The organism is Pseudorhodoferax sp. (genome assembly GCF_047601025.1).
Taxonomy (GTDB): Bacteria; Pseudomonadota; Gammaproteobacteria; order Burkholderiales; family Burkholderiaceae_C; genus Pseudorhodoferax.
In genome coordinates this window covers 1959223-1982405 of record NZ_JASGJZ010000001.1, presented here as the reverse complement: position 1 = coordinate 1982405, position 23183 = coordinate 1959223, and the positions used below count along the sequence as shown (strand labels likewise).

23 protein-coding genes are annotated in these 23183 nt (G+C 73.1%); 10 read left to right on the top strand and 13 right to left on the bottom strand.

Annotated features, from left to right (window positions below; translation table 11 throughout):
- The first annotated feature begins 17 nt into the window (after positions 1-17).
- Positions 18-866: a fumarylacetoacetate hydrolase family protein gene (locus tag QM782_RS09335; protein WP_415202640.1), complete on the top strand. Its 849-nt coding sequence runs from the start codon at positions 18-20 to the stop codon at positions 864-866.
- 19 nt (positions 867-885) lie between these two features.
- Here the strand turns inward: QM782_RS09335 and QM782_RS09330 are convergent, their stop codons facing one another.
- The 3 genes from QM782_RS09330 to QM782_RS09320 all read right to left on the bottom strand — a co-directional run bounded on the left by QM782_RS09330 (position 886) and on the right by QM782_RS09320 (position 4705).
- Positions 886-1569: a glutathione S-transferase family protein gene (locus QM782_RS09330; protein ID WP_415202639.1), complete on the bottom strand. Its 684-nt coding sequence runs from the start codon at positions 1567-1569 to the stop codon at positions 886-888.
- A gap of 101 nt (positions 1570-1670) precedes the next feature.
- Entirely contained in the window at positions 1671-2606 is a 936-nt protein-coding gene (gene ppk2, locus QM782_RS09325; RefSeq protein WP_415202638.1) for a polyphosphate kinase 2, read from the bottom strand.
- A 92-nt stretch (positions 2607-2698) separates the two neighbouring features.
- A complete protein-coding gene (locus tag QM782_RS09320) occupies positions 2699-4705 on the bottom strand; it encodes a transglycosylase SLT domain-containing protein (RefSeq protein WP_415202637.1) in 2007 nt (668 codons plus the stop codon).
- A gap of 11 nt (positions 4706-4716) precedes the next feature.
- Between QM782_RS09320 and QM782_RS09315 the strand changes: the two genes are divergently transcribed.
- On the top strand, positions 4717-5328 hold the full coding sequence (locus QM782_RS09315; RefSeq protein WP_415202636.1) for a 5-formyltetrahydrofolate cyclo-ligase: 612 nt from the start codon (positions 4717-4719) through the stop codon (positions 5326-5328).
- Positions 5329-5550: 222 nt separating this feature from the next.
- On the opposite strand, the gene QM782_RS09310 is transcribed toward QM782_RS09315, so the two are convergent.
- Positions 5551-6546: a LysR substrate-binding domain-containing protein gene (locus tag QM782_RS09310; protein WP_415202635.1), complete on the bottom strand. Its 996-nt coding sequence runs from the start codon at positions 6544-6546 to the stop codon at positions 5551-5553.
- A gap of 116 nt (positions 6547-6662) precedes the next feature.
- Between QM782_RS09310 and QM782_RS09305 the strand changes: the two genes are divergently transcribed.
- Positions 6663-7133 (top strand): DUF2917 domain-containing protein, encoded by a 471-nt coding sequence (locus QM782_RS09305; RefSeq protein ID WP_415202634.1) that lies wholly within the window; start codon positions 6663-6665, stop codon positions 7131-7133.
- A 219-nt stretch (positions 7134-7352) separates the two neighbouring features.
- Here the strand turns inward: QM782_RS09305 and QM782_RS09300 are convergent, their stop codons facing one another.
- Both QM782_RS09300 and QM782_RS09295 read right to left on the bottom strand, forming a co-directional pair.
- Positions 7353-8015, bottom strand: coding sequence for a Crp/Fnr family transcriptional regulator (locus QM782_RS09300; protein WP_415202633.1), 663 nt, complete (start codon positions 8013-8015; stop codon positions 7353-7355).
- A 101-nt stretch (positions 8016-8116) separates the two neighbouring features.
- Entirely contained in the window at positions 8117-8800 is a 684-nt protein-coding gene (locus QM782_RS09295) for a helix-turn-helix transcriptional regulator (RefSeq protein WP_415202632.1), read from the bottom strand.
- A 589-nt stretch (positions 8801-9389) separates the two neighbouring features.
- Here QM782_RS09295 and QM782_RS09290 point away from each other — a divergent pair.
- From QM782_RS09290 to QM782_RS09280, 3 genes are all read left to right on the top strand, one after another.
- Entirely contained in the window at positions 9390-9644 is a 255-nt protein-coding gene (locus QM782_RS09290) for a hypothetical protein (protein WP_415202631.1), read from the top strand.
- Between the two features lie 166 nt (positions 9645-9810).
- Positions 9811-11214: a bifunctional UDP-N-acetylglucosamine diphosphorylase/glucosamine-1-phosphate N-acetyltransferase GlmU gene (glmU, locus tag QM782_RS09285; RefSeq protein WP_415202630.1), complete on the top strand. Its 1404-nt coding sequence runs from the start codon at positions 9811-9813 to the stop codon at positions 11212-11214.
- Positions 11211-11963, top strand: coding sequence for a sensor histidine kinase (locus tag QM782_RS09280; RefSeq protein ID WP_415202629.1), 753 nt, complete (start codon positions 11211-11213; stop codon positions 11961-11963). Before glmU ends, QM782_RS09280 begins: the two co-directional genes overlap by 4 nt.
- Position 11964: 1 nt before the next feature.
- On the opposite strand, the gene QM782_RS09275 is transcribed toward QM782_RS09280, so the two are convergent.
- Both QM782_RS09275 and QM782_RS09270 read right to left on the bottom strand, forming a co-directional pair.
- On the bottom strand, positions 11965-13515 hold the full coding sequence (locus tag QM782_RS09275; RefSeq protein ID WP_415202628.1) for a hypothetical protein: 1551 nt from the start codon (positions 13513-13515) through the stop codon (positions 11965-11967).
- A gap of 249 nt (positions 13516-13764) precedes the next feature.
- Entirely contained in the window at positions 13765-14868 is a 1104-nt protein-coding gene (locus QM782_RS09270) for a porin (protein WP_415202627.1), read from the bottom strand.
- Positions 14869-15189: 321 nt separating this feature from the next.
- Here QM782_RS09270 and QM782_RS09265 point away from each other — a divergent pair, with 321 nt between their 5' ends.
- Entirely contained in the window at positions 15190-15870 is a 681-nt protein-coding gene (locus QM782_RS09265) for a heavy metal response regulator transcription factor (RefSeq protein ID WP_415202626.1), read from the top strand.
- Between the two features lie 52 nt (positions 15871-15922).
- Entirely contained in the window at positions 15923-17017 is a 1095-nt protein-coding gene (locus QM782_RS09260) for a heavy metal sensor histidine kinase (RefSeq protein WP_415202625.1), read from the top strand.
- Here the strand turns inward: QM782_RS09260 and QM782_RS09255 are convergent.
- Entirely contained in the window at positions 16986-17633 is a 648-nt protein-coding gene (locus tag QM782_RS09255) for a glutathione S-transferase family protein (protein WP_415202624.1), read from the bottom strand. The genes QM782_RS09260 and QM782_RS09255 overlap by 32 nt on opposite strands.
- 21 nt (positions 17634-17654) lie before the next feature.
- The gene (locus QM782_RS09250) at positions 17655-18338 is read right to left on the bottom strand and encodes a dienelactone hydrolase family protein (protein ID WP_415202623.1); all 684 of its coding nucleotides are present in this window, start codon (positions 18336-18338) and stop codon (positions 17655-17657) included.
- A 108-nt stretch (positions 18339-18446) separates the two neighbouring features.
- Between QM782_RS09250 and QM782_RS09245 the strand changes: the two genes are divergently transcribed.
- Positions 18447-19193, top strand: coding sequence for an SDR family oxidoreductase (locus QM782_RS09245; RefSeq protein ID WP_415202622.1), 747 nt, complete (start codon positions 18447-18449; stop codon positions 19191-19193).
- Here QM782_RS09245 and QM782_RS09240 read toward each other — a convergent pair whose 3' ends face one another.
- Positions 19194-19727: a DNA-deoxyinosine glycosylase gene (locus tag QM782_RS09240; protein ID WP_415202621.1), complete on the bottom strand. Its 534-nt coding sequence runs from the start codon at positions 19725-19727 to the stop codon at positions 19194-19196.
- Positions 19728-20154: 427 nt separating this feature from the next.
- The gene (locus QM782_RS09235) at positions 20155-21228 is read right to left on the bottom strand and encodes a YeiH family protein (protein WP_415202620.1); all 1074 of its coding nucleotides are present in this window, start codon (positions 21226-21228) and stop codon (positions 20155-20157) included.
- A gap of 96 nt (positions 21229-21324) precedes the next feature.
- Between QM782_RS09235 and QM782_RS09230 the strand changes: the two genes are divergently transcribed.
- Positions 21325-22263, top strand: a complete 939-nt coding sequence (locus QM782_RS09230; RefSeq protein WP_415202619.1) for a LysR family transcriptional regulator — start codon at positions 21325-21327, stop codon at positions 22261-22263.
- 289 nt (positions 22264-22552) lie between these two features.
- Here QM782_RS09230 and QM782_RS09225 read toward each other — a convergent pair whose 3' ends face one another.
- Positions 22553-23107 (bottom strand): RNA 2'-phosphotransferase, encoded by a 555-nt coding sequence (locus tag QM782_RS09225; RefSeq protein ID WP_415202618.1) that lies wholly within the window; start codon positions 23105-23107, stop codon positions 22553-22555.
- Between the last annotated feature and the right edge of the window lie 76 nt (positions 23108-23183).

Sequence of the window (23183 nt, the reverse complement as noted above, 5' to 3'; positions counted from 1 at the left end):
CACCAGGAGAACAAGGCATGAAACTCGTCCGCTACGGCAACCCGGGCAAGGAGAAACCCGGTCTGATCGACGCCGACGGCCAGCTGCGCGACCTGTCGGCCGTGGTGCCGGACATCGGCGCCGCCCAGCTCGGCGACACCGCGCTGGCCAGGCTCGCGAAGCTCAAGACCGACAAGCTGCCGCTGGTGCGCGGCAAGCCGCGCCTGGGCTGCCCGGTGGCGGGCATCGGCAAGTTCATCGCGATCGGGCTGAACTACGCCGACCACGCGGCCGAGTCCAACATGCCGATCCCGGCCGAGCCGGTGGTCTTCACCAAGGCCACCAGCTGCATCCAGGGGCCGAACGACCCGGTCATGCTGCCCAAGGGCTCGGCCAAGGGCGACTGGGAGGTGGAGCTGGGCGTGGTCATCGGCACGCGCGCGCGCTACGTCTCGCAGAAGGACGCGCTGCAGCACGTGGCCGGCTACTGCGTGGTCAACGACGTGAGCGAGCGCGCCTGGCAGCTGGAGCACGGCCTGACCTGGGACAAGGGCAAGGGCTTCGACACCTTCGGTCCGATCGGGCCCTGGCTGGTCACGCGCGACGAGATCGCCAACGTGCAGCGGCTCGGCATGTGGCTGGACCTGAACGGCGAGCGCGTGCAGACCGGCAACACCAGGACCATGATCTTCGGCGTGGCCAAGCTGGTCAGCTACGTGAGCCAGCTGAACACGCTGATGCCCGGCGACGTCATCACCACCGGCACGCCGCCCGGCGTGGGCATGGGCATGAAGCCGCCGCGCTTCCTGAAGAAGGGCGACGTGATGACGCTGGGTATCGAGGGCCTGGGCGAGCAGCGGCAGGAGGTCGTGCCGTTCAAGCTGTGAGCGTGTCGCGCGGCGGGGCTCAGCGGCCCAGCCGGTACGGCTCCTCGAAGTCCAGGAAGGTCTGCTCGGCCTTCGCCTCGTCGATCCAGCGCCGGACGCCGGGCAGCGCCTGCACGCGCTGCACGTAGGCCGCGATGGCCGGCGGCACCGGCAGCGCGTAGGTGGCCAGCCGCATGCAGACCGGCGCGTAGTACGCGTCGGCGATGCTGAAGGCGCCGAACAGCATCGGCCCGCCGTGCGCGGCCAGCAGTTCCTCCCACATGGCCACGATGCGCTGCACGTCGGCGCGCACGCCCGGCTTGTCGCGCCAGACCAGCTGGCCGACCTCGGGCAGGCTGGCCTCGATGTTCATGCCGCAGTTCGAGCGCAGGGCGGTGAAGCCGGCGTGCATCTCGGCGCAGATGCTGCGCGCCCGCGCGCGGGCCCTGGCGTCGGCGGGCCAGAGCGGCTTGCCGGGAAAGCGCTCGGCCAGGTATTCGGCGATGGCCAGCGTGTCCCAGACCGCCAGGTCGCCGTCGACCAGCACCGGCACCTTGCCGACCGGGCTGATGGCCGCGACGGCCTGCTTGAACTGCGAGCCGGCGTCGAACGAGTCGAAGCGGACCATCACCTCCTCGAAGTCGATGCCGGCCTGGGCCATCAGCACCCAGGGCCGCATGGACCAGGACGAGTAGTTCTTGTTGCCGATGTAGAGCTTGAGCATGGCGCGCCTTCCGCAGGGGTGGAGGTGGACATGCTAGCCGCGGCGCGGCGCGGCCGCGATGCAAAGAACGCGGCGGATCGATGCGGCGCGCGCGTCCGTCGTCAGTACCGCTCGGGCACGATCATCTCCGCCGGCACCGGGTGGCGGATGTAGTCCGGGTTGCGCGCCCGCGCGGGCAGCACGATGCTCGGGTGCGGGATCTCCTCGTAGGCGAACTGGTCCAGCAGGTGCGCGATGCAGTTCAGCCGGGCCCGCTTCTTGTCCACGGCCTGCACCACCCACCAGGGCGCCTCGGGGATGTGGGTGCGCTCCAGCATGGTCTCCTTGGCCTTGGTGTAGGCCTCCCAGCGGCGCCGGCTCTCGAAGTCCATAGGGCTGAGCTTCCACTGCTTCAGCGGGTCGTGGATGCGGCCGAGGAAGCGCAGGTGCTGCTCGTCGTCGGTGATGGAGAACCAGTACTTCAGCAGCACGATGCCCGAGCGCACCAGCATCTTCTCGAACTCGGGCACCGAGCGGAAGAACTCCTCGTACTCGTCGTCCGAGCAGAAGCCCATGACACGCTCGACGCCGGCGCGGTTGTACCAGGAGCGGTCGAACAGCACGATCTCGCCGCCGGCCGGCAGGTGCGCCACGTAGCGCTGGAAGTACCACTGCGTGCGCTCGCGGTCGTTCGGCGCCGGCAGCGCGGCCACGCGGCACACGCGCGGGTTCAGCCGCTGCGTGATGCGCTTGATCACGCCGCCCTTGCCGGCCGCGTCGCGGCCCTCGAACAGGATCACGACTTTCTTGCGGTGGTGCTGCACCCAGTCCTGCAGCTTGACGAGCTCGCCCTGCAGCCGCAGCAGCTCGCGGAAATAGGCCTGGCGCGCCAGGCCGTGCTCGGCGCTCTGGGCCGGGGCCAGCGGGTCGAAGTCGTTGCCGGCCAGGCGCTCGTCGTCGACCTCCATCTCCAGCTCCTCGTCGTAGCTGTCGAGCAGGTCGCGCTCGATGCGCTGCATCACGCTGTCGTGGTGGTCGGGAATTAGTTTGTCGTTCATGGCGCGGTCCTCGGGACGGCCATGCTAGGCGGCGTCCGTGACGGTTTCGTGTCGGCCACATGACGCGGCCACGGGCGCCGCCGCCGGCGGCGTCAAGGCAGCTCGGCGCTGGGGTCGGAGGCGCCCGGCGCCAGCGGGCCGACGGTGCCCAGCCGGGCCTTCAGCGACTGCGGCTGGCCGCTCAGGATGGCGGCGTAGACGGTGGCGTTGGCCAGCACCTTCTTGACGTAGTCGCGCGTCTCGGTGAACGGGATGTTCTCGGCCCAGATGGCGGCCTCCAGCGTCGGCGCGCCGGCCTGGCCGCGCCAGACGCGCGGCCGGCCGGGACCGGCGTTGTAGGCGGCCGCGGCCAGCGGCAGCGAGCCCTCGAAGTCGTCCACCACCAGCTTCAGGTAGCCGGTGCCGATCGCGATGTTGACGTCGCGGTCGTTGATCTGCGCGGGCCTGAAGTCCGGCAGGCCGATCTTGCGGGCGGTCCAGCGCGCGGTCGCGGGCATGACCTGCATCAGCCCGGAGGCGCCCACGCCCGAGCGGGCGTCCATGATGAAGCGCGACTCCTGGCGGATCAGGCCGTAGACGAAGGCCGGGTCCAGCGCGATCGCGCGGCTGCGCGCGACCACCGCGTCCCGGAACGGCATCGGGAAGCGCTGCCGGTGGTCGAACGCCTGGCGCGTGCGCTCGCTGGTGTTGATGCAGCGGTCCCAGACCTGGGCCTGGCAGGCCAGGTCGGCCGCGGCCAGCAGGTCGCGCTCGGCCAGACCGCCCTTGTCGTGCAGGTTGGTGGCGTAGTTCCACTCGCGCACGCCTTCGCCGCGCAGGCCGATCGAGATGGCGTACAGCGCGCGGCGCAGGCTGGGGTTGTCGCGGGCCAGCGCCTTTTCCTCGGCGGTCGGCGCCGGCGGCGGGGGCGGGATCTCGACCGCGCGGCCGAGCTCCTCCAGCGCCAGCTGTTCGTAGAAGCCGCGCACGCCGGCGATGCCCGCGTACAGCTGCAGCGCCTCGGCGCGGTCGGCCTCGCCGCCGATCTTCTGCAGCGCGCGGGCGCGCCAGTAGATCCAGGTCGGGTCCAGCCGGGTCTCGTCGCCCATCGCCTGGATGGTGGTGGCCAGGGCCTTCCACTGGCCTTCGCGCAGCGCGGTGCGGGCCTTCCAGACCAGCAGGTCGTCGTGCAGGTCGGTGTCGCGCTGGACCTTGCGGAAGTAGTCCCAGGCCCCCGGCAGGCGCCGCAGCGCGGCCTGCTCGCCGATCACGCCCCAGACCCAGTTGCGCTCCTCGGCCGTGAGCTGCACGCTCCACTTGGCGTCCAGCGCGGCGGCGGCCTGCTCGGGGTCGGCCGTGGCCTGCTTGATCAGCGCCAGCGTGACCAGCTCGCGCCGCTGCTTGGACACCGCGATGGCGCGGCCCATCAGGTAGCGCACCGGGCTGTCGAGCAGCTGCGCGGCCTGGTCCATCGCCTCGGGCGCGACGATCTGCACCGCGTCGCGCGCGGCGCGCGAGCGGTTGTGCTCGATCGACAGCCGCGCCTTGCGCCAGACGTCCGCGGCCGGCAGGCGCCGGGTGGCGTAGAGCCGGTCGGCCGCCTGCGTGCAGCCGTCGTCGGCGTCGCGCTGGGCCAGCCACAGGCGGCGCACCTCGTCGGCGACGGGCGCGGCGGCCGGCTGCTCGCTCTGCAGCTGTTCGATCAGCAGCGCGTAGCAGCGCACCTGGCGGTCGTCGCCCATGCGGTAGAGCGCGTGCTGCTCGGCGAACTGGCCCCAGTCGCGGCGCTGGCCCAGGAGCAGCAGCCAGTCGTTGCGCAGCCGGTCTTCCTGGTAGGTGCCGGGATAGCGCGCGCTGAAGGCCTGCATGTCGGCGCCGGTGAACTCCTCCAGCCGGCTGCGCGCTTCCCAGTAGGCGGCCCAGGGTTCGAGCACGTGGCCGCGCACCTGCGGCAGCAGCGCGGCCAGGCGCGGGCCGTCGTTGCGCTTGAACGCCTGCTGCATCTCCAGGATCAGCTCGTCGCCGCGGCCGTCGCCGGGGGCCGGTTGCGCGGGGGCTGGAAGGCTCGCGGCCAGGCCGGCCGCCAGGGCGATCGATGTCAAAATGACCCGCAGTTGCATGGGGGAGGATTATGGAGAAGTCGGCCGAGCAGCGCGCTCTCGAACGCAAGGCCTTGCGTGCCCGCCTGCTGCAGGAGCGGCTGAGCCTGGCGGACCGCCTGGAGCGCGCCCGCGCGCTGCAGCAGGTCATGCGCATCTGGCTGGTCGGCCGCCCCGACACCGTCATCGGCGCCTACTGGCCGATCAAGGGCGAGTTCGATCCGCTGCCCGCCCTGCACCGCTGGAAGGAAGACGGCGAGTTGCAGGGCGATCCCACGCGCAAGCGCATCGGCCTGCCGGTGGTCGACAAGGTGCACAAGACGCTGACCTTCCACGCCTGGTACCCCGGCTGCCCGATGGAGGAGGACGCCTACGGCATCCCCAAGCCCAAGGGCACCGAGATGGTGGTGCCGACGCTGCTGTTCGTGCCCTGCGTCGGCTACGCGGCCGGCGGCTACCGGCTGGGCTACGGCGGCGGCTTCTACGACCGCACGCTGGCCACGCTGCAGCCCAGGCCGATGACGGTGGGACTGGGCTTCGGCTCCGGCTTCCTGGAGGACTTCGAGCCCGAGCCGCACGACGTGCCGCTGGACGCCATCCTGAACGACCACGGCGTGGTCTGGCCGGTCGGCATCAAGGCCTGAATCACAAGCCGTGCATGGCACCGAGCGCACCCACGACGGGGTGCGCCGGGCCGCAGGCACAGGCACAGGTCGCCGCCCTGGCGCCTGCCGGGGCAAGGACTGCAACGCCCGCATGCGGCCTGGCACATCCCGGCCCGAAGGGCGAGGCCCTGGGAGCACGCGTGATGCGAGAAGCAGGCGGTCATCGGGCCGCGCGCGGGTGTGGGCGGTTCGTTCACACCTTCAGTCCAGGTGGTCGACCGTGTCCGGGTCGGGCACGTCGCCGACGGCCGCGCGCGTGCGAGCCGACTGGTCCATCAGCCAGTCGCAGAAGGCGCGGATCTCCGGGCGCTGGGCGCTGCGCGCGGCCAGGATCAGCCAGTAGGCCATCGGCGAGTCCATGCGCCGCTCGGGCAGCACCTCGACCAGGTCGCCGTTGGCCATGCTCTCGGCCACCAGCGGCAGCCGCGCCAGCACCAGGCCCTGGCCCGACAGCGCGGCCTGCACCATCTGGTAGGCGTAGTTGAAGTACAGCCAGCGCTTGGGCTGGAAGCGCCGCGCCCCGGCCGGGGGCAGTTGCAAGTCGATCCAGCGCCGCCAGGTCAGCCATTCCAGGTGCGTGCGGTGCGCGTCGCCGGCCTCGATCAGCGTGCACTGCGCCAGGTCCTCGGGCTGGCGCAGCGCCCGCCCGCTCTTGAGCAGCCAGGGGCTGGCCACCGGCGTCAGCTGCTCGCCGAACATGCGGCGCGCGCCGGCCGGCATGCTGGCGGCCGGGCCGTAGCGCAGCGCCAGGTCGACGTCGGCCAGCTCCAGGTCGAGCGCGGCGTCGGTCGCGTCGATGCGGATGTCGATGTCCGGGTGGTCGCGCTGGAAGGCTTCGAGCCGCGGGATCAGCCACATCGAGGCGAACGAGGCGAAGGTCGTGATCGAGACGATGCGCCGGCCCGCGTTCTGGCGGATCTGCCGCACCGCGCCGTCCAGCCGCGCCAGCGCCGGCGACACGGCGGCCAGCAACTGGGCGCCGGCGCCGGTCAGCTCCACGGCGCGGGTGTGGCGCAGGAACAGCGGCACGCCGATCTCCTCCTCCAGCGACTGGATCTGGCGGCTCACGGCCGATTGCGTGAGCGCCAGCTCCTCCGCCGCGACGCGGAAGTTCAGGTGCCGGGCCACGGCGACGAAGGCCCGCAGGTTGCCGGCCGAGACCGGGCGGGTGCGCAGGTGGGTCTGTGAATGCTGCATGGAAGGGGCGCGCCATTGATGCGCGACGCGAATCAAAAGCCTAGCCGGATTTCATTGGACCGCCAAGCCATCCGGGCCGAACATCGCAGTCCAAGTTCCCGCACCAGGAGCCCGACATGCACCCCCACCCCCTCCATGCCACGCATCAATCGCCGTCCCTGCCGATGCTGCCGGGATGCTGGAAGCTGGAGGCTGGCCACGCGCTGACGCTGCAGCCCGCGCGCGCCGGCGTGCTACGCATCGCCGACGGCCGCGTGTGGCTGACCCTGGACAGGCTGCGCGGCGACGTGCAGGCCCGCGGCGACCTGTTCCTCGCCCCGGGCGCCAGCCTGGTGGTGCAGGCCGGCCAGCGCGCGGTGCTGGAGCCGGCCGGCACCGACCGCCGTGCGCCGGCCTATTTCAGCTGGGAACCGCTGCCGTCGCAGGCCCAGGCCGGCGCGCCGCGCCCCCGCTGGCAGCAGGCCGTGGGTCAGCCGGTGCGCGACTTCGGGCTGGCGCTGGGCCAGGCCGCCGCCGCGCTCGGGCGGCTGGCGCGGGGCGTGGCCGGCCTGCTGGGCGCGCCGGTGCGCGGCCGGCAGACGGTCTGAAAACCGGTGAACGGGTCCCTCACCTCCACGCGAAGCCCCGCTGAGCACCCATGTGCATCGCCGTACCCGGGGCCTCGCCCTTCGGGCCGAGGGGCGCCGGGCCGCATACGGGTAGCACGACAGCCCTTGCCCTCGCACCAGCCAGGGCGGCAGCCTGCGGCCTAGCGCACCCCGTCCGTCATCGGCGCGATCGATTCGTTCGCAGCGTCCGAGCCGGCGTCACCAGCGCGCCGGCAGCCTGGTCAGCAGCGCGATGCGCCGGTCGCGCAGGCCGATGTAGCCGCCGGCTTCGAGGTCGCGCAGGATGCGGCTGACCATCTCGCGGCTGCAGCCGACGCGGCTGGCGATCTCCTGCTGCGTCATGCGCTCGCGCACCAGCGCGGTGCCGTCGGGCTGGGGTTCGGCCAGTTCCACCAGCAGCTGCGTGATGCGGCCGTAGACGTCGGTGAAGGCGAGGTTGCGCACCGCGTTGGTGGCCGAGCGTGCGCGGCGGATCACCTTGCCCAGCAGATCCAGCGCGAAGCTGGGTTCCTGGCCGATGAACTCCAGCAGCGCGGGCCGCGAGACCAGCGCGCAGACCACCGGCTCCAGCGTGATCACGCTGGCCGAGCGCACGCCGCCGTCCAGCGCCATCTCGCCGAAGTAGTCGCCCGCCACGATCACGCCCAGCGTGATCTCGCGGCCACTGGAATCGGTGCTGTAGACCTTGACGCGGCCCTCCATCACGACGAACAGCGTGTCGCCGTGGTCGGCCTCGTGGATCAGGATCGTGCCCTTGCGGTAGCGCCGCACCTCGCCGAGGGCGGCCAGGCGGCGCAGCGCGGGCGCGACATGCGGGTTGTCGTAGAAAGCGTCGGTCTGCGCGCTCAAGTCGGAGATCATGGCTCGGCGTGCCGGGCTGCGGCAGGACTGGTGGCGTCGCGCCAGTCTAAGCCATGCACATGGCGGCCGGCCAGCCGGCCGGCCCTGGGCGGGCACGGCGGTCAGTTGAGATGGCGGGCCATCGGTGGCAGCAGCGACACCGTCTGCACCAGCTCGCGGATGGAGCCGCAGCGCGTCTTCTGCCGGATCGACAGCAGCTGGCTGCGCACCGTGGACACCTGCACGCCGTGCTGGCTGGCCACTTCGTGCGGGCGCAGGCCTTCGCAGACGGCGGCCAGCACGTTGCTCTCGGCCGCGGTCAGGTCGTGCGAGCGCGCGAACAGCGCCAGCGCCGAGGCGTCGCACAGGCGCCGCCGGGCGAAGATCAGCAGCGCGTGGCCGTCGTCCTCCGGGCCGCACAGCGGCACCACGGCCACGGTCGTGCGCCGGCCGGCCGGGCCCAGGGTCAGCAGGTCGCGCACGCCGGTGCGGGCCAGCGTCAGGCTGCGGTCGAGCGCGCGCTCGTCCTGCGGATGGAAGGTGCAGACTTCCCCGGCCGCCACCATCAGGCCGCTGCTGTGCCCGCTGTCGGCGCTCATGGCCAGCAACGCCGGAGCGTTGGCCAGGCGCAGGCGGCGCGAGGCGATGGAGATCAGCGCCAGACCGTAGTCCACGTGCTCCAGCACGCAGCGCAGCAGCGCGGTGGCGTTCGCGGCCAGGCGCTGGCTCTCGTTCACGGGCAGTGCGGCGGTGCCCCAGGCGGCGGGGGCAGGGGCGGCATGGACACTTGCGGAGCTCTCCAACATGGCGGTTCTCCTCCCCGCGTCGTGTTGCGAGGGCGAAGTGAGCTTAGGCGCCGCTCATTCGTTCACAGAGTGACCGTCACACAGCGGGTTTGTGACGCATTCACACATTTTGGAGCAGTTTCTTGCGTCGATTAGCGCATGTTCACGCGCGCATCGCGCCGCCGCCGAGGCGTCGGCCACCCGATACCCGGCCTTCCATGGCGTCCACCCTGCCCGCCCTGCCGCCAGCCTGCGCCCGCTGCGGCCTGCGCGCCAGCGGGGCCTTCCGCCACCTGGCGGCGAGCGAACTGGACCGCATCGAGGCCTTCCGCACCGAGCGGCTGCGCCTGGCCACCCGCCGGCCGGTCCTCCGCGAGCAAGCCGGCACGCAGCAGCGCTGCACGCCGGCTGGGCCATCCGCTGCGAGCGGCTGCGCAACCCGAACGCGCTGGCCCGGCTGGCCGCGTCCGCGCAGCAGCCGCTGGACACCGTGCCGCCGCTGTAGGAACGGGCCGACGGCCGTCGCAAGCCGCGGACGACGCCGGCCGAGCGCAGCGCGGCCTAAGCTGCCATTTCCACGCCACCAGCCCCGCCGCCCAAGGTCGCCGCCATGCCATCCGCAGCCGAATTCCACGATGCCCTGTCCGCCGGGCTGCAGCAGCGCGCCGAGCGGCCCGACAGCCGCCAGCAACAGCAGGACAACGGCACGCGCGAATTCCAGCCGCCGCGCCAGCAGGGCGACGACGCGGCCCGGGACGACGCGCGCCACACGCTGTCGGCCTACCTGGAGCGCTGCCGCCAGCGCGGCGAACTGCCTCGCCCGGCGGCGCAGCGCCCGCGGCCGGCGCTGCGGCTGGCCCGGTAGCGGCACGCGCCTGCCCGCAGCCGTTCAGCCATCGCAGCCGACCGTTGGCGCCCCGGTGCGCGCCAGCCGTGCGGAACCGCAACCGCCCGCCCCCGTCCCGCCCCTCGCCAGCCCGATAATCCGCGCGGATTTCGAACATAGCGAACACAGCAAAGCGAGGTAGTGCATGGCATCCGTCGATGTGGTGGTCATGGCCGCGGGCAAGGGCACGCGCATGAAGAGCAGCATCCCCAAAGTGTTGCACCGGCTGGCCGGGCGGCCGCTGCTGGGCCACGTGCTGGCCACGGCCGCGCGGCTGGCGCCGCGGCGCATCGTCGTGATCACCGGCCACGGCGCCGCCGCGGTCGAGGGCTTCGTCGCCGCCAGCGGCGGGGATGCGGCGGCGCTGCAATGCGTCCGGCAGGAGCCGCAGCTCGGCACCGGCCATGCCGTGCAGCAGGCCGCCCCGCACCTGCCCGACGACGGCACGACGCTGATCCTGAACGGCGACGTGCCGCTGATCGAGGAGGCCACGCTGCAGGCGCTGCTGGCGCAGTGCGCCGGCGAACGCCTGGCCCTGCTGACCGTGGACATGCCCGACCCCACCGGCTACGGCCGCATCGTGCGCAGCGGCGACACGGTGCAGCGCATCGTCGAGCACAAGGACGCCACGCCCGAGCAGCGCGCCATCGGCGAGATCTACACCGGCGTGATGGCCGTGCCCAGCGCCCGGCTCAAGCAGTGGCTGGCACAGCTGCGCAACGACAACGCCCAGGGCGAGTACTACCTGACCGACATCGTGCAGATGGCCGCCGCCGACGGCGTGCCCGTGGTCGCCGCCAAGGCCCCCGAACGCCTGCAGGTGGACGGCGTGAACAGCCCGGTGCAGCTGGCCGAACTGGAGCGCGCCTACCAGCTGCGGCTCGCCCAGCGGCTGATGGAACAGGGCGTGCGCCTGGCCGACCCGGCGCGCCTGGACGTGCGCGGCAGCCTGCAGTGCGGCGCCGACGTGGAGATCGACGTGAACTGCGTGTTCGACGGCGAGGTGCAGCTCGGCGAGGGCGTGCGCATCGGCGCCAACTGCGTGATCGCCAACGCGCGCATCGCGGCCGGCGCGGTGGTCCAGGCCTTCTGCCACATCGAGGGCGGCGCCGCGGCGGCCGACCAGGTGCAGGTCGGCGCCGGCGCCAGCATCGGCCCCTATGCGCGGCTGCGCCCGGGCGCCAGGCTGGGCGAGGAGGTGCACATCGGCAACTTCGTCGAGGTCAAGAACTCCACGCTGGCCAAGGGCGCCAAGGCCAACCACCTGGCCTACCTGGGCGACGCCAGCGTGGGCGAGCGCGTGAACTACGGCGCCGGCAGCATCACCGCCAACTACGACGGCGCCCGCAAGCACCGGACCGTGATCGAGGCCGACGTGCACGTGGGCAGCAACTGCGTGCTGGTCGCGCCCGTGACCATCGGCGCCGGCGGCACCGTGGGCGGCGGCTCCACCGTGACCAAGGACGCCCCGGCCGGCGCGCTGACTGTGGCCCGCGGCCGGCAGACCACCATCGCCAACTGGAAGCGCCCGACCAAGAACGGCGCGTGAACGCCGGCCCCGCCGACGAACTGCAGGCGCTGCGCGCGCAGCTGGCCGCGGCCCGGGCCGACACGGAGGAGTTCGCGCGCATGGTCTCGCACGACCTGCGCGCGCCACTGCGCCACGTGCTCGCCTACGGCGGCCTGCTGCGCGAGATGCTGGAGAGCGGCGAGGACGTGGCGCCCGCGCTGGACACGCTGGAGCGCGCGGCGCGCCAGCTCGGCGAGCGGCTGGACGCCGTGGTCGCGCTGGCGCGGCTGGCGCGCGCGCCGCTGCAGCCGGTGCACACGCCCGGCGCGCTGCTGGTCGAGGAGGCGCGCCGCCTGGCGCTGGCCGCGCTGCCCGAGGCCGACCGCGCCCGCACCATCGCCTGGCAGATCGCGCCGGACCTGCCGCCGCTGCCGGGCGACGCGCCCCAGCTGCGCCAGGCGCTGGCCGCGCTGCTGGCCAACGCGCTGAAGTTCACGCGGCCCCGCGGCGCGGCGCGCATCGAGGTCGGCGCCGCGGCGGCCGGGGACGGCGGCGTGCGCCTGTACGTGCGCGACAACGGCGTCGGCTTCGACCCGGCCCACGCCGCGCAGCTGTTCCAGCCGTTCTCGCGGCTGCACGGCGCGCGCTTCGAGGGACTGGGCACCGGGCTGGCGCTGGTGCGGCAGGTGGCGCGCCGCCACGGCGGCAGCGTGCACGCTGAAGGCCGGCCCGACCAGGGCTGCACGGTCTGGCTGGCACTGCCGCCGCTGGCCCGGCCGGCTGCCTAGGTCAGGCCTGCAGCGCCAGCTCCAGCGGCCGGCGCGCACGAAACGCCCACTTGGGGCCGGCGCGCAGCGTTTCCAGCTGGGTCGAGCTGGCCTCGGCGAAGAACAGCGCGTCCGACAGCCCCAGCCGCTCGAACGCGCGGCGCTGGCGCAGCGAGCGCCGGCGCAGGTCGCCCTCGAACGCATCGCCCTCGCCGCGCGAGGGTTCGAAGAACGCCGCCGCGCGCGCCAGGTTCTGCAGCGCCGCGGCCTGCAGCGCCGGCACCGCCCGCGGCGCCGACAGCCGCGCCTGCGTGATGAACGGGTTGCGGCCCACCACCAGGCCCCAGGGGCGCCGGCCCTCGACGGGGTCCACGCTGAGCGCCTCCAGCTTGGTCAGGCCGAAGTCGCGCGCCAGCGTCAACCGCAGCGCCAGCCACGGGTCCTTCTGGCGCACCTGCTCGATGCCGGCGCGCGCGGCCTCCTCGTCGCCGGCCACGGGCAGCACCAGCGACTGCAGCAGCCGCTGCGCGTGCGCGTCGCCCTGCACCGCGGCCGCGTGCAGCCAGCCGATGGCCTGCTCGGTCTCGGCCAGCGAGGTGGCCGCGCGCAGCACCAGCGCGCCGAGCTTGCGCTGCGCCGGCGCGCGGCCGAGCGTGGCGGCCTTCTCCAGGAAGAAGCGCGCCAGCTGCGGGTTGGCAACCGAGTGGCGGTGGTCGGCATGGGTGGCGTACAGGTCCATCCAGGCGTCGTCGCGGCCGGCATCGGCGGCGCGCAGCAGCAGCGCCACGCCCTTGCGCATGTTGCTGCCGGCCGCCAGCCGCGCCGGCGCCAGCGCGCCGCTGTCGATGCCGCACAGCGCCCGGCCCAGCAGGCAGGCGGCGTCGCGGTCGCCGCGCGCGGTCGCCATCTCCAGGCTGGCCTCGACCTGCTCGGGCGGCAGGCCGCGCAGTTCCTCGCCCGACGCCTCGGCCTGGCGCAGCGCGGCGACCACTAGGTCCGACAGCGCGTGCGTGAGCCGCGGCGCCAGGGCCAGCGCGGTGCGCAGGCAGTCGGCGAACACCGGCAGCGAACCGCCCTCGCGGGCGCGGCGCGCGGCCATCACGGCCACCTGCGGCAGGTCCAGCGCGGCGCTGGTGCCGACCGCCTGCAGCAGCGCCGGCAGCGCCTCGGCGGCGCGCGCCTGCTGCAGCGCGGCCACGGCCTGGCGCGCCTCGACGTGGCCACCGGCGGCGGCGCGCTCCAGCCAGGCGGCGCCGGCGTCGGCGCGGGCCTGCTGCAGGCACAGCCAGACGCCGAGCTTGAACTGGGCCAGCAGGCTGCCGGCGGCAGCGGCCCGGCGCAGCGCGTCCTCCTGCTGCAGCTGCAGCAGGTCCTGCAGCGGCAGGCTCTCGGCGACGATGCGCGCCGTCTCGGGCAGGTCGCGCACGCTGGGGTGGGCCAGGTATTCCATGCCGGTGGCCACGTGGCGCGGAAAGCCGTCGCCGCCCACGAGATAGCGGCGCCCGGCCTCGCTGCGCGCGGCCGCGTCGCCCTGGCGGGCCAGGGCCAGCAGCTGGATGTCTTGTCGGCGCATGTTGAGCTCCCTTGTTGCAGGGGCGCGACGCATGGCGCTGCGGGATGCCGCGCCGCGGCCATCGCCCCCCTAGTTTTCGGACGGTTTGGAGCTTAGGCGGCGGCACCTGACGGCAACATGGCCCGAACATGACATTCGCGTCAGGTCCGTGCCGGCCGGGCGCAAAAAAGCCCGCATCCCTTGCGGGCTGCGGGCCGAATACCTTGGAGAAGCCCGCCGGGCACGCCGGCGGGCGGAGCCGGTGCCGGCTTAGAACACGTGGCGCAGGCCGATGTCCAGACCCTTGGAGTTGTCGTTGGCGCTGGTCAGCGTCGCGCCGTTCAGCGCCACGCCCGCGCCGCCCTTGTTCTTCACGTAGGCGAAGGTGGTGTAGACGGCGGTGCGCTTGGACAGGTTGTGGACGTAGCCCAGCGCGAACTTGTCGGCCTTGGCGTCCACGCCGGTGAACTCGGTCTCGAAGCGCGACCAGGAGGCGCGGATCTCGCCCGCACCCACCGGCACCTTGGCGCCGACGATGTAGCCCGTGCCTTCCGGATCGCCGAAGGCGGCGTTGTTGACTTCCTGCTTGCGGTAGGCGGCCATCACGCTGGCCATGCCGAAGTCGTAGCTGGCGCCCAGGCCCCAGTCCTTGATGTCGCCGACGCGGTAGTCGGCGGCATCGGCCGCGTAGTCGGTCTTGGCGTACGACAGGCCGACGTCCAGCGGGCCGTTCTTGTAGCCGATGCGGGCGCCGTAGCCGTTGCCGTTGCTGTGGTTCGTGCCGGCCGGCTGCTCGCCGCGGTAGGCCTGCACGGCGCCGTAGAAGCCGCCGAAGTTGGGCGTGAAGTAGGTGGCCGAGTTGCCCACGCGCGTGGCGACCGGGCCGCCCAGGCCCATGCGGGTGTTGGTCAGCAGGGTCGAGCCCACGCCGTTGTCGCCGAACGGGTCGTAGGCGGAGGCGTTCAGGTATTGCAGCGAGAAGTCGCGGCCCAGGCGGAACTCGCCCCAGCTGTCGCCCATCAGGCTGACCGTGGCGCGGCGCGCGAAGCGCAGGCCCGAGCCGGCGCTGTAGCCGGAGTTGAACTGGTTGTTGTAGTCGCCGCCGGACAGGTTGCTCGAACCGGTGCCGTCGTCGAGGTTGAAGCCGGACTCCAGCCAGAAGCCGGCCTTCAGGCCGCCGCCCAGGTCTTCGACGCCGCGGAAGCCGATGCGGCTGGACGCGTTGCCGCCACTGCCCAGGCCGCTGTTGTTGGAAGCGCTGCCGCGGCCGAATTGCACGGTGGCATCAGCCACGCCGAACAGCGTGACGGAGGATTGTGCGAACGAGGCGGCGCTGGCGACGGCCAGCACGGTCAGCGTGGCGAGTTTCTTCATGGTCATCCTTAAGAGGTTGCGTGATCGGTTGCATGTCCCACGTCGCTTTCGCACAGGACATGGCGTCAGCGTAGGCACCGGCCGCCCGTGCCGACAGGCCCGATGTCGCAATGCACCGGGGTGCGCGAACGCACCCCCCGGGGTTTCGGAGCACCCCGTTCCGCGGCTGCGACAGCGGCCTGCGGGCCCGGCGTCATTTCCGTGGCGGCAACAGTGCGTTGCCGGGGTCCGCCTTGATGCGGCGGCGGGAGCCGCCTAGAGTCAGGGTTTTCCCGCAACCAGGCCGCGAGAAGGCTCGCGCGCAAGCCGGAGTCCTTCGCCATGCGCCTGCTGTCCATCGAAGACGAACCCAAGACCGCCGCCTACCTGCACAAGGGCCTGACCGAGCACGGCCATGTCGTCGACACCGCCCGCGACGGCGTCGAGGGCCTGCACCTGGCCACCTCGGGCCACTACGACCTGATCCTGCTGGACATGGCGCTGCCCGGCGCCGACGGCTGGCAGGTGCTGCGCGAGTTGCGCGGGCGCCAGCGCACGCCGGTGTTCGTGGTCAGCGGCCGCGGCGAGCTGGAGGACCGGGTGCGCGGCCTGCAGCTCGGCGCCGACGACTACCTGGTCAAGCCCTTCGCGTTCGCCGAGCTGCTGGCGCGCATCCAGGCGGTGGCGCGGCGCGCCGTGCAGCCGGCCGCCGCCGACCCCGTGGTGCGCGTGGCCGACCTGGAGGTCGACGCCGCCCGCCGCGTGGCCCGGCGCGGCGGGCGGCGGCTGGTGCTGACGGCCAAGGAGTTCGCGCTGCTGGAATACCTGTCGCGCCAGGTCGGCCAGGCCGTGCCGCGCACGCTGATCGCCGAGCACTGCTGGGACATGCACTTCGACAGCGACACCAACGTGATCGACGTGGCCGTGCGCCGCCTGCGCGCCAAAGTCGACGACCCCTTCGAAGACAAGCTGATCCACACCATCCGCGGCGTCGGCTATGTCCTCGAGCACCGCACGGCCTGAGCCGCCGCCGCGCCCGCGCCGGGCGGGGCCCCTGCTACGCGGCTCGCTGGCCGTGCACATCGCGCTGGCGGTGGCGCTGGCCGCCGCGCTGGTGATGCTGGCCGGCTGCTGGCTGGGAGGCCGGCTGATCGAGCAGGAGTTCACCGCGCTGCCGATGGCGCTGGCCGAGGAACACCGCGCCGCCTTCATCGCGCGCGCCTGGCGCGCGATGTTCTGGACGCTGGCCGCCGGCGCCGTGGCCACGGGCCTGCTGGCCTGGTTCATCACGCGGCGCGTGCTGGCCTCGGTGCGCCGCCTGGGCGAGACCGCCGACCGCATCGGCGCGCAGGCGCTGCAGGAACGGCTGCCGCTGGACGCCATGCCGGCGGAGCTGGCGCCGGTGGCGCGCGCGTTCAACGCCATGCTGGACCGCCTGCAGGACGCCTTCGACCGGCTCTCGGGCTTTTCCTCCGATCTCGCGCACGACCTGCGCGCGCCGATCCACCGGCTGCTGACGGCCACCCAGGTCACGCTGGCCCGGCCGCGCAGCGCCGACGAGTACCGCGCGGTGCTGGAATCGGCCGTGCAGGACTACGAGCGCATCGGGCGGCTGATCGACAACATCCTGTTCCTGGCGCGCGCCGACCATGCGCAGACCCGGCTGCAGACCGGCTGGCAGGACCTGGACCTGCGCCTGGGGCGCATGGTGGAATTCTTCGGGCTGCTGGCCGAGGAGCGCGGCCTGCAGCTGGCGCTGCAGGTGCAGCCCGGCCTGCGGGCCTGGGCCGACGAGGTGCTGCTGGCGCGCGCCGTGGGCAACCTGCTGACCAACGCGCTGCGCCACGCGCGGCCGGGCAGCACGGTGCAGCTGTCGGCGCACGCGCTGGCGCCGGGCGCGGTGCGCATTGCCGTGTCCAACGCCGGCGAGCCGATCGCGCCGGCGCACCAGGCCGCGATCTTCCTGCGCCGCTACCGCGTCGGCGCGCCGGCGGCGGAGGCCGGCTCCGGCCTGGGCTTGGCCATCGTCAAGAGCGTGATGGACCTGCACGGCGGCCAGGCCGGCGTGCGCAGCGCGCCGGGCCTGCCGACGGTGTTCACGCTGGACTTCCCGGCGCCGCCGCGCGTGCCGGTGCGCATCACACCGGCGGTTCGCCGATCTGCTCGGTAGCGTAGGCGCGCTGCACGGCCGGGCGCGCCAGCACGCGCAGCAGGTACGGGCCCAGGTGCGTCAGCGTGCGGGCCGGGCGGCCGAAATGCCGCGTCCAGCGCGCCAGCATCAGCAGGTAGGGGTCGAGCACCGTGTAGCGCTCGCCCAGCAGCCAGGGGCCGCCGTGGCGCGCCAGCTCCTGGTCCAGCAGCTCCAGCAGCTGGCCGGCGCGCGCCTCGGCCCGGGCCTTCAGGTTGGTGGCGCCCTGCACCAGTTCGGCCGAGGCCCAGCGCTCGGGATAGAAGTACAGGTTCAGCGTGGCGTGCAGCGTGTTGCTGAGCCAGAACAGCCACTTGTACAGATGCGCACGCTCGCTGCCGGCGAGCGCCGGCGCCAGGCCCGCCTGCGGATGCGTGTCGGCCAGGTGCAGCAGGATGGCGGCGGTCTCGTAGAGCACCGTGTCGCCGTCGACCAGCACCGGGATCAGCCCGTTGGGGTTCAGCCGCAGGTAGGCCTCGGACTTGTGAGCCTGGTTGGCGCGGTCGACCAGCACCAGCTCGAAGGGCACGCCCAGCTCCTCCAGCACCATGTGCGGCGCCATGCTGGCGTCGGTCGGGTGGTAGTACAGCTGCAGCATGGGCGGGGTCCTCGGCAGCGTTCAGCCCAGGTGCTTGCCGAAGAAGGCCAGCGTGCGCTCCAGCGCCAACTTGGCGGCGGCCGCGTCGTAGGAGCCGCGCTGGTCGCAGTTGAAGCCGTGGTCGGCCGCGTAGACGTGCACCTCGACCTCGGGATGCGCCTGCCCGAAGGCCTTCACGCTGTCCAGCGGGATCCAGTGGTCGCGCTCGCCGAAATGCGCCAGCACCGGCACCTTGGGCTTGCGCGCCACCTCGGCCTCGGTGGTCACGCCGCCGCCGTAGTAGGGCACGGCCGCGGCCAGCCCGTTGGCGGCGCAGGCGGCGCGCCAGGTCAGCAGGCCGCCCCAGCAGTAACCCACGATGCCGACCTTGCCACCCCGGGCGGCATGGTCGATCGCGGCCTGGATGTCGGCCTGCACGCCGGATTCCGGCAGTTCCTCGACGGCGGTCTTCAGCTTGAAGCCGGCCTGCATGTCGGCGTCGGTGTAGCCCAGCTCCACGCCGGCCTGCACGCGGTGGAAGGTCGACGGCGCCACGGCCAGGTAGCCCGCGCGCGCGTAGCCGTCGGCGACGCTGCGGATGTGCGAGTTGACGCCGAAGATCTCCTGCAGCACCACCACGGCGCCCCGGGGCGTGCCGGCGGGCTCGGCCACGTAGGCGGGAAAGGTGAATCCGTCCGAGGACTTCAGGTCGATGAACTGGCCCATGCTGTCGTGCTCCTTCGATGCGGGTGGCGGAAATGGGAAATGCGCGGTTTTAGCAGGATTCGCGCGCCCATGGATAACATGCCCCGGCATCACCCCAGGAGACCTTGGATGGACAAGATCGTGCTCGTCACCGGCGGCAGCCGGGGCATCGGCGCAGCCACCGCACTGCTGGCCGCGCGCCAGGGCTGGGCCGTGGCCGTGAACTACGCGCAGCATTCGCTCGCCGCCGACGAGGTGGTGCGCAGCATCCGCGCCGCGGGCGGGCGCGCCATGGCCGTGCAGGCCGACGTGGCCGACGAGGCCCAGGTGCTGCGCATGTTCGAGCAGGTCGACGCCAGGTTCGGCCGGCTGACCGCGCTGGTCAACAACGCCGGCATCGTGGACCGGGCGCAGCGCCTGGACCAGATGGACATCGCGCGCTGGCGCCGCATGCTCGACGTGAACCTGCTCGGCAGCCTGCTGTGCGCGCGCGAGGCCGTGCGCCGCATGAGCACGCGCCACGGCGGCGCCGGCGGCAGCATCGTCAACCTGTCCAGCGCCGCGGCGCGGCTGGGCGGCGCCGGCCAGTACGTGGACTACGCGGCCAGCAAGGGCGCGATCGACGCGTTCACGATCGGCCTGGCGCGCGAGGTCGCGGCCGAGGGCGTGCGCGTGAACGCGGTGCGGCCCGGGCTGATCGAGACCGAGATCCACGCCTCCGGCGGCCAGCCCGAGCGCGTGCGCGAGCTGCAGCACCTGGTGCCGATGCAGCGCGGCGGCACGGCCGAGGAGGTCGCGCAGGCCATCGTCTGGCTGATCGGCGAGGCGGCCAGCTACACCACGATGGCGATCCTGGACGTGACCGGCGGGCGCTGATCAGGCGGCCAGCGCGGCGCGCCAGGCCGCGGCCTTGGCCGCCAGCGGCATGCCGGCGTGCGCCGGGCTGGTGGACGGCAGCCGCAGGCAGTCCGGCGCCGGCAGCCCGGCCGGCAGCGGCAGCACGCGGCGGCGGAACACGGCCTCGGCCTTGGCGCCGTTGAAGCACACGCGCGCGATGCGCGGGTGCGCCGCGAAGAAGGCCGCGAAGTCGTTCGGCACGATGCTGGCGTCCACGATCGCGCTGTCCAGGCTGCCGGTGCGCGCGCAGCGGGCCGCCACGTCCCACAGCGCCACGCCGTGGTCCTGCAGCGCCGCCAGCCGCGCGGCGTAGGGCGTAGCCGCCGGATCGAAGCCGAACGCCGCGCCCATGATCTGCCAGAACGCATTGCGCGGATGCGCGTAGTACTGCTGCTGCCGCAGCGACAGGGCGCCCGGCATGCTGCCCAGCACCAGCACGCGCGCATCGGCACGCGCCACCGGCGGAAAGCTGCAGAGCAGCGGGGCGGAATCGGTCGCGGAGCCGTGTCGCATGCCGGCCGAGCATGCCAGAGACGGCGCAGCGGCACGCGGGCCACCGCATGCGCGGCCCAAGGCCGCAGGCGAGCTGCCCGAGGTGGCGCCGGTCGCCTGCATGCGCAAGCGGCTGACCGTGCGCAATGCCATGGTCCAGGCCGGACCGGCGAACCTCGGGACAAGTCGCTTCACGGCGCTTGACTTTGCAGACGGTTGCTCAGAAGGCGTGAACGGATCGATCGCACGCACGGCGGGGTGCGCCGGGCCGCAGGCGCAGGCCGCCGCGCCCTGGCTGGTGCCGGGGCAGGGACTGCAACGCCCGCATGCGGCCCGCCGCATCCCGGCCCGAAGGGCGAGACCCCGGGGGCTCGGCAATGGCAATGGCGATGCAGGGGGTCGCTCACCGGGAGCCTCGCGTGGGTGCGAGGGATTCGCTCACAGCGTCTCACCCCAGCCACAGCTGCACCGCCCGGTTCAGCACCGCGCCGCCGGCGGCCAGCCAGGCGAACAGCAGCAGCGCCAGCGCCAGCGGCCGCGGCCCCGCCTGCCGGATCGCGCCGGCGCGCGTGGCCAGCCCCAGGGCGGCCATGGCCGTCGCCAGCAACAGGTTGCCGGCCGCCGTGACCGCGCCGACCACGGCGGCCGGCAGCAGCTGCAGCGAGTTGAGCAGCACCACCGCCACGAAGCCGACGGCGAACCAGGGGACGGTGATGCGCCGCGGCCCGGCGTCGGCGGATTCCAGCCCGGGATGGCGGGCCAGCCAGGCCGACAGCGCGACCAGGAACGGCGCCAGCAGCATCACCCGCACCATCTTCGCGATCACCGCCGCATCCGCCGCGGCCGGGCCGATGGTCTGGCCTGCGGCCACCACCTGCGCCACTTCGTGCACGGTCGCGCCGATGTAGATGCCGAACCCGCGCTCGCCGGCCGGCACCACGTGCCACAGCGCGTTCAGCTGGAACAGCAGCGGGTACAGGAAGGTGGCGAGCGTGCCGAACACCACCACCGTGGCCACGGCCACCGCGACCTGCTCCGGCCGCCCCTTGACCACGGGCTCGGTGGCCAGCACCGCGGCGGCGCCGCAGATGGCGCTGCCGGCGCCGATCAGCATCGCCGCCCGGCGGTCCAGCCCCAGCCAGCGCACGCCCAGCCAGACCGCCAGGCCGAAGGTGCTGGCCACGACCACGACGTCGATCAGCAGGCCGGCCGCGCCGACCTGGGCGACGTCCTGCAGCGTCAGCCGCAGTCCGTACAGCACGATGCCCAGCCGCAGCAGCGTCTGCCGGGAAAAGCCGACGCCCGGCGCGCAGCGCGCCGGCACGCCGCCGCGCACCAGGTTGCCCACCAGCATGCCGAGCACGATGGCCAGCGACAGCGCGCTGAGCTCCAGCCGCCGGACCCAGGCCCCGTCGGCCAGCAGGACCGCCCCGCATCCCAGCGCCGCGCTCAGGGCCAGCCCCGGCATGCAGCGCGCCACCGGCCCGGCTGCTGCGGCCGGCTGCAAGCGCTCTTCGTTCATGGCGGCGACTCTAGGGAGCGCGCGGCAACCCGTCCAACGCATTGCTTTCCTAGAATCGACCGGTTTTCCAGGTCAACGAACGCGAGGAGACGGACCATGGCCACGCTCCGGCTGACCCTGCGGCAGCTCCAGATCTTCGCGGCGGTCGCCGAGCACGGCAGCACCGCCGCCGCGGGCGCCGGCATCGGGCTGTCGCAATCGGCGACCAGCGCCGCGCTGAACGAGCTGGAGCGGCTGCTATCGCGCCAGCTGTTCGACCGGGCCGGCAAGCGCCTGCTGCTGAACGACCACGGCCGAGCGCTGCTGCCCCAGGCCCGCGCACTGCTCGACGGCGCCGCGGAGATCGAGCGCAGCGCCGGCGGCGACGGTGACGGCGACGCGCCGCCGCCGCTGCGCATCGGCGCCAGCACGACGATCGGCAACTACCTGCTGCCCCGCGCGCTGGGCAGCTACCTGCGGCGCTGGTACGTGCCGGGCGCCGCCGCCGACTGGCACGCGCAGGTGACGATCGGCAACACCGCGGAAATCTGCACCGCGGTGGCCCGCTTCGAGCTCGACCTGGGGCTGATCGAGGGCCCCTGCGACACGCCGGAACTGGACGCCCGGCCCTGGCTGGCCGACGAGCTGGTGATCGTCGCCGCGCCGGCGCTGGCGCGGCAGCTGGCCGCGGACGCGGGCGGGGCGCCGCACCTGCCCCTGGCCCTGCTGCGCCAGCAGGTCTGGCTGCTGCGCGAGGCCGGCTCCGGCACCCGCGTCGCCACGGACCTGGCGCTGCTGCCCCACCTGCGCGCCTACCGCCGCAGCATCGAGATGGGGAGTTCGGAAGCCAACAAGCACGCCGTCGCCGACGGCCTGGGCCTGGCCTGCATGTCGGAATGGGTGGTCGCGGACGACCTGGCGTCGGGCCGGCTCGTGCGCATCCGCACCCCGCTGCCGCGGATGGTCCGGCAGTGTTACCGCGTGCTGCACCGGCGCAAGCAGCCGACGCCGGCGCTGCAGCGGCTCATCGCACATCTGGATGCGGCGGTGCGCTGACAGCAGCTTGCGCAACATGCGCTCGCCGTCGAAATACCGCGGATGTTGCGCGTGCAAGGGTCTTGAATCTTGCGTCAGGCAGGCCAGCCGCCATAGCTGCTGAGGCGAGGTTGTTGTTCTCCTCAGGCCGGTCACCTCGGCGGACTTCGACCAGAACGACGAGCCGATCAACGAGAGCTACCCGGCGGCCGTGGGCAGCACGTACACGGTGCGCGATGGGCCCGTTGGTCGGACGGACCGATCGGCCCGGCGGTCATGGCAGACGGTGCCCCAGGCCCCATGCCATGCCCTACTTGCCAGCCAGGCGCAGAAACTGCGCCGGCACGGCGGCCGTGAGCCAGACACCGTTCTCCGCCTGGTGGAACCCGAGGCCCTGGCGGTGCATGGCCTCGGCCTCGACGACCAATGCCACGGGCTTGCCGTAGCGCTGGCCCACGGCGGTCGCCGTCTCCACGTCCTCGGACAGATGCACGTACTGCCGCTCACCGGGCTTCAGCCCTTCCCGCCGGATCGACTCCAGGAATCGCTCCGCCGTCCCGTGGTACAGCGTCGCGGGCGGCACCTTCTCTGCAAAGCGGATCGCCACGCGGGCGGTCGAATGCCCCTGCACCGCCCGGATGCTGGAGCCGTCCGGCGACAGCGCGAACCGCTTCTTGTCGCTGGTCGCCACCACCTGCTCGATCAGGGCCCGGTCCAGGATGCGCCCATGCCGCGCGGCGGCGGCGATCAGCGTCTCGACATGGGTCCAGCCCTCGCTGTCCAGGGCCAGGCCGATGGCCTGCGGCTCGTGGCGCAGCACGTAGCTCAAGAACTTGCTGGCAGCGGCATGGTCTTGCCGGCGCATGCCTTCTTCCTTCTCTGCCGTGCTCGGGGCCTGCTCGCCGGCCGGCCCGTTCTTCGTCTCGCCGAGCCCGGCGCCC

Coding starts and splice junctions, on each gene's coding strand:
- QM782_RS09335 (WP_415202640.1), top strand. CDS start 18: ATGAAACTCGTCCGCTACGGCAACCCGGGCAAGGAGAAACCCGGTCTG.
- QM782_RS09330 (WP_415202639.1), bottom strand. CDS start 1,569: ATGCTCAAGCTCTACATCGGCAACAAGAACTACTCGTCCTGGTCCATG.
- ppk2 (WP_415202638.1), bottom strand. CDS start 2,606: ATGAACGACAAACTAATTCCCGACCACCACGACAGCGTGATGCAGCGC.
- QM782_RS09320 (WP_415202637.1), bottom strand. CDS start 4,705: ATGCAACTGCGGGTCATTTTGACATCGATCGCCCTGGCGGCCGGCCTG.
- QM782_RS09315 (WP_415202636.1), top strand. CDS start 4,717: ATGGAGAAGTCGGCCGAGCAGCGCGCTCTCGAACGCAAGGCCTTGCGT.
- QM782_RS09310 (WP_415202635.1), bottom strand. CDS start 6,546: ATGCAGCATTCACAGACCCACCTGCGCACCCGCCCGGTCTCGGCCGGC.
- QM782_RS09305 (WP_415202634.1), top strand. CDS start 6,663: ATGCACCCCCACCCCCTCCATGCCACGCATCAATCGCCGTCCCTGCCG.
- QM782_RS09300 (WP_415202633.1), bottom strand. CDS start 8,015: ATGATCTCCGACTTGAGCGCGCAGACCGACGCTTTCTACGACAACCCG.
- QM782_RS09295 (WP_415202632.1), bottom strand. CDS start 8,800: ATGTTGGAGAGCTCCGCAAGTGTCCATGCCGCCCCTGCCCCCGCCGCC.
- QM782_RS09290 (WP_415202631.1), top strand. CDS start 9,390: ATGCCATCCGCAGCCGAATTCCACGATGCCCTGTCCGCCGGGCTGCAG.
- glmU (WP_415202630.1), top strand. CDS start 9,811: ATGGCATCCGTCGATGTGGTGGTCATGGCCGCGGGCAAGGGCACGCGC.
- QM782_RS09275 (WP_415202628.1), bottom strand. CDS start 13,515: ATGCGCCGACAAGACATCCAGCTGCTGGCCCTGGCCCGCCAGGGCGAC.
- QM782_RS09270 (WP_415202627.1), bottom strand. CDS start 14,868: ATGAAGAAACTCGCCACGCTGACCGTGCTGGCCGTCGCCAGCGCCGCC.
- QM782_RS09265 (WP_415202626.1), top strand. CDS start 15,190: ATGCGCCTGCTGTCCATCGAAGACGAACCCAAGACCGCCGCCTACCTG.
- QM782_RS09255 (WP_415202624.1), bottom strand. CDS start 17,633: ATGCTGCAGCTGTACTACCACCCGACCGACGCCAGCATGGCGCCGCAC.
- QM782_RS09250 (WP_415202623.1), bottom strand. CDS start 18,338: ATGGGCCAGTTCATCGACCTGAAGTCCTCGGACGGATTCACCTTTCCC.
- QM782_RS09245 (WP_415202622.1), top strand. CDS start 18,447: ATGGACAAGATCGTGCTCGTCACCGGCGGCAGCCGGGGCATCGGCGCA.
- QM782_RS09240 (WP_415202621.1), bottom strand. CDS start 19,727: ATGCGACACGGCTCCGCGACCGATTCCGCCCCGCTGCTCTGCAGCTTT.
- QM782_RS09235 (WP_415202620.1), bottom strand. CDS start 21,228: ATGAACGAAGAGCGCTTGCAGCCGGCCGCAGCAGCCGGGCCGGTGGCG.
- QM782_RS09230 (WP_415202619.1), top strand. CDS start 21,325: ATGGCCACGCTCCGGCTGACCCTGCGGCAGCTCCAGATCTTCGCGGCG.
- QM782_RS09225 (WP_415202618.1), bottom strand. CDS start 23,107: ATGCGCCGGCAAGACCATGCCGCTGCCAGCAAGTTCTTGAGCTACGTG.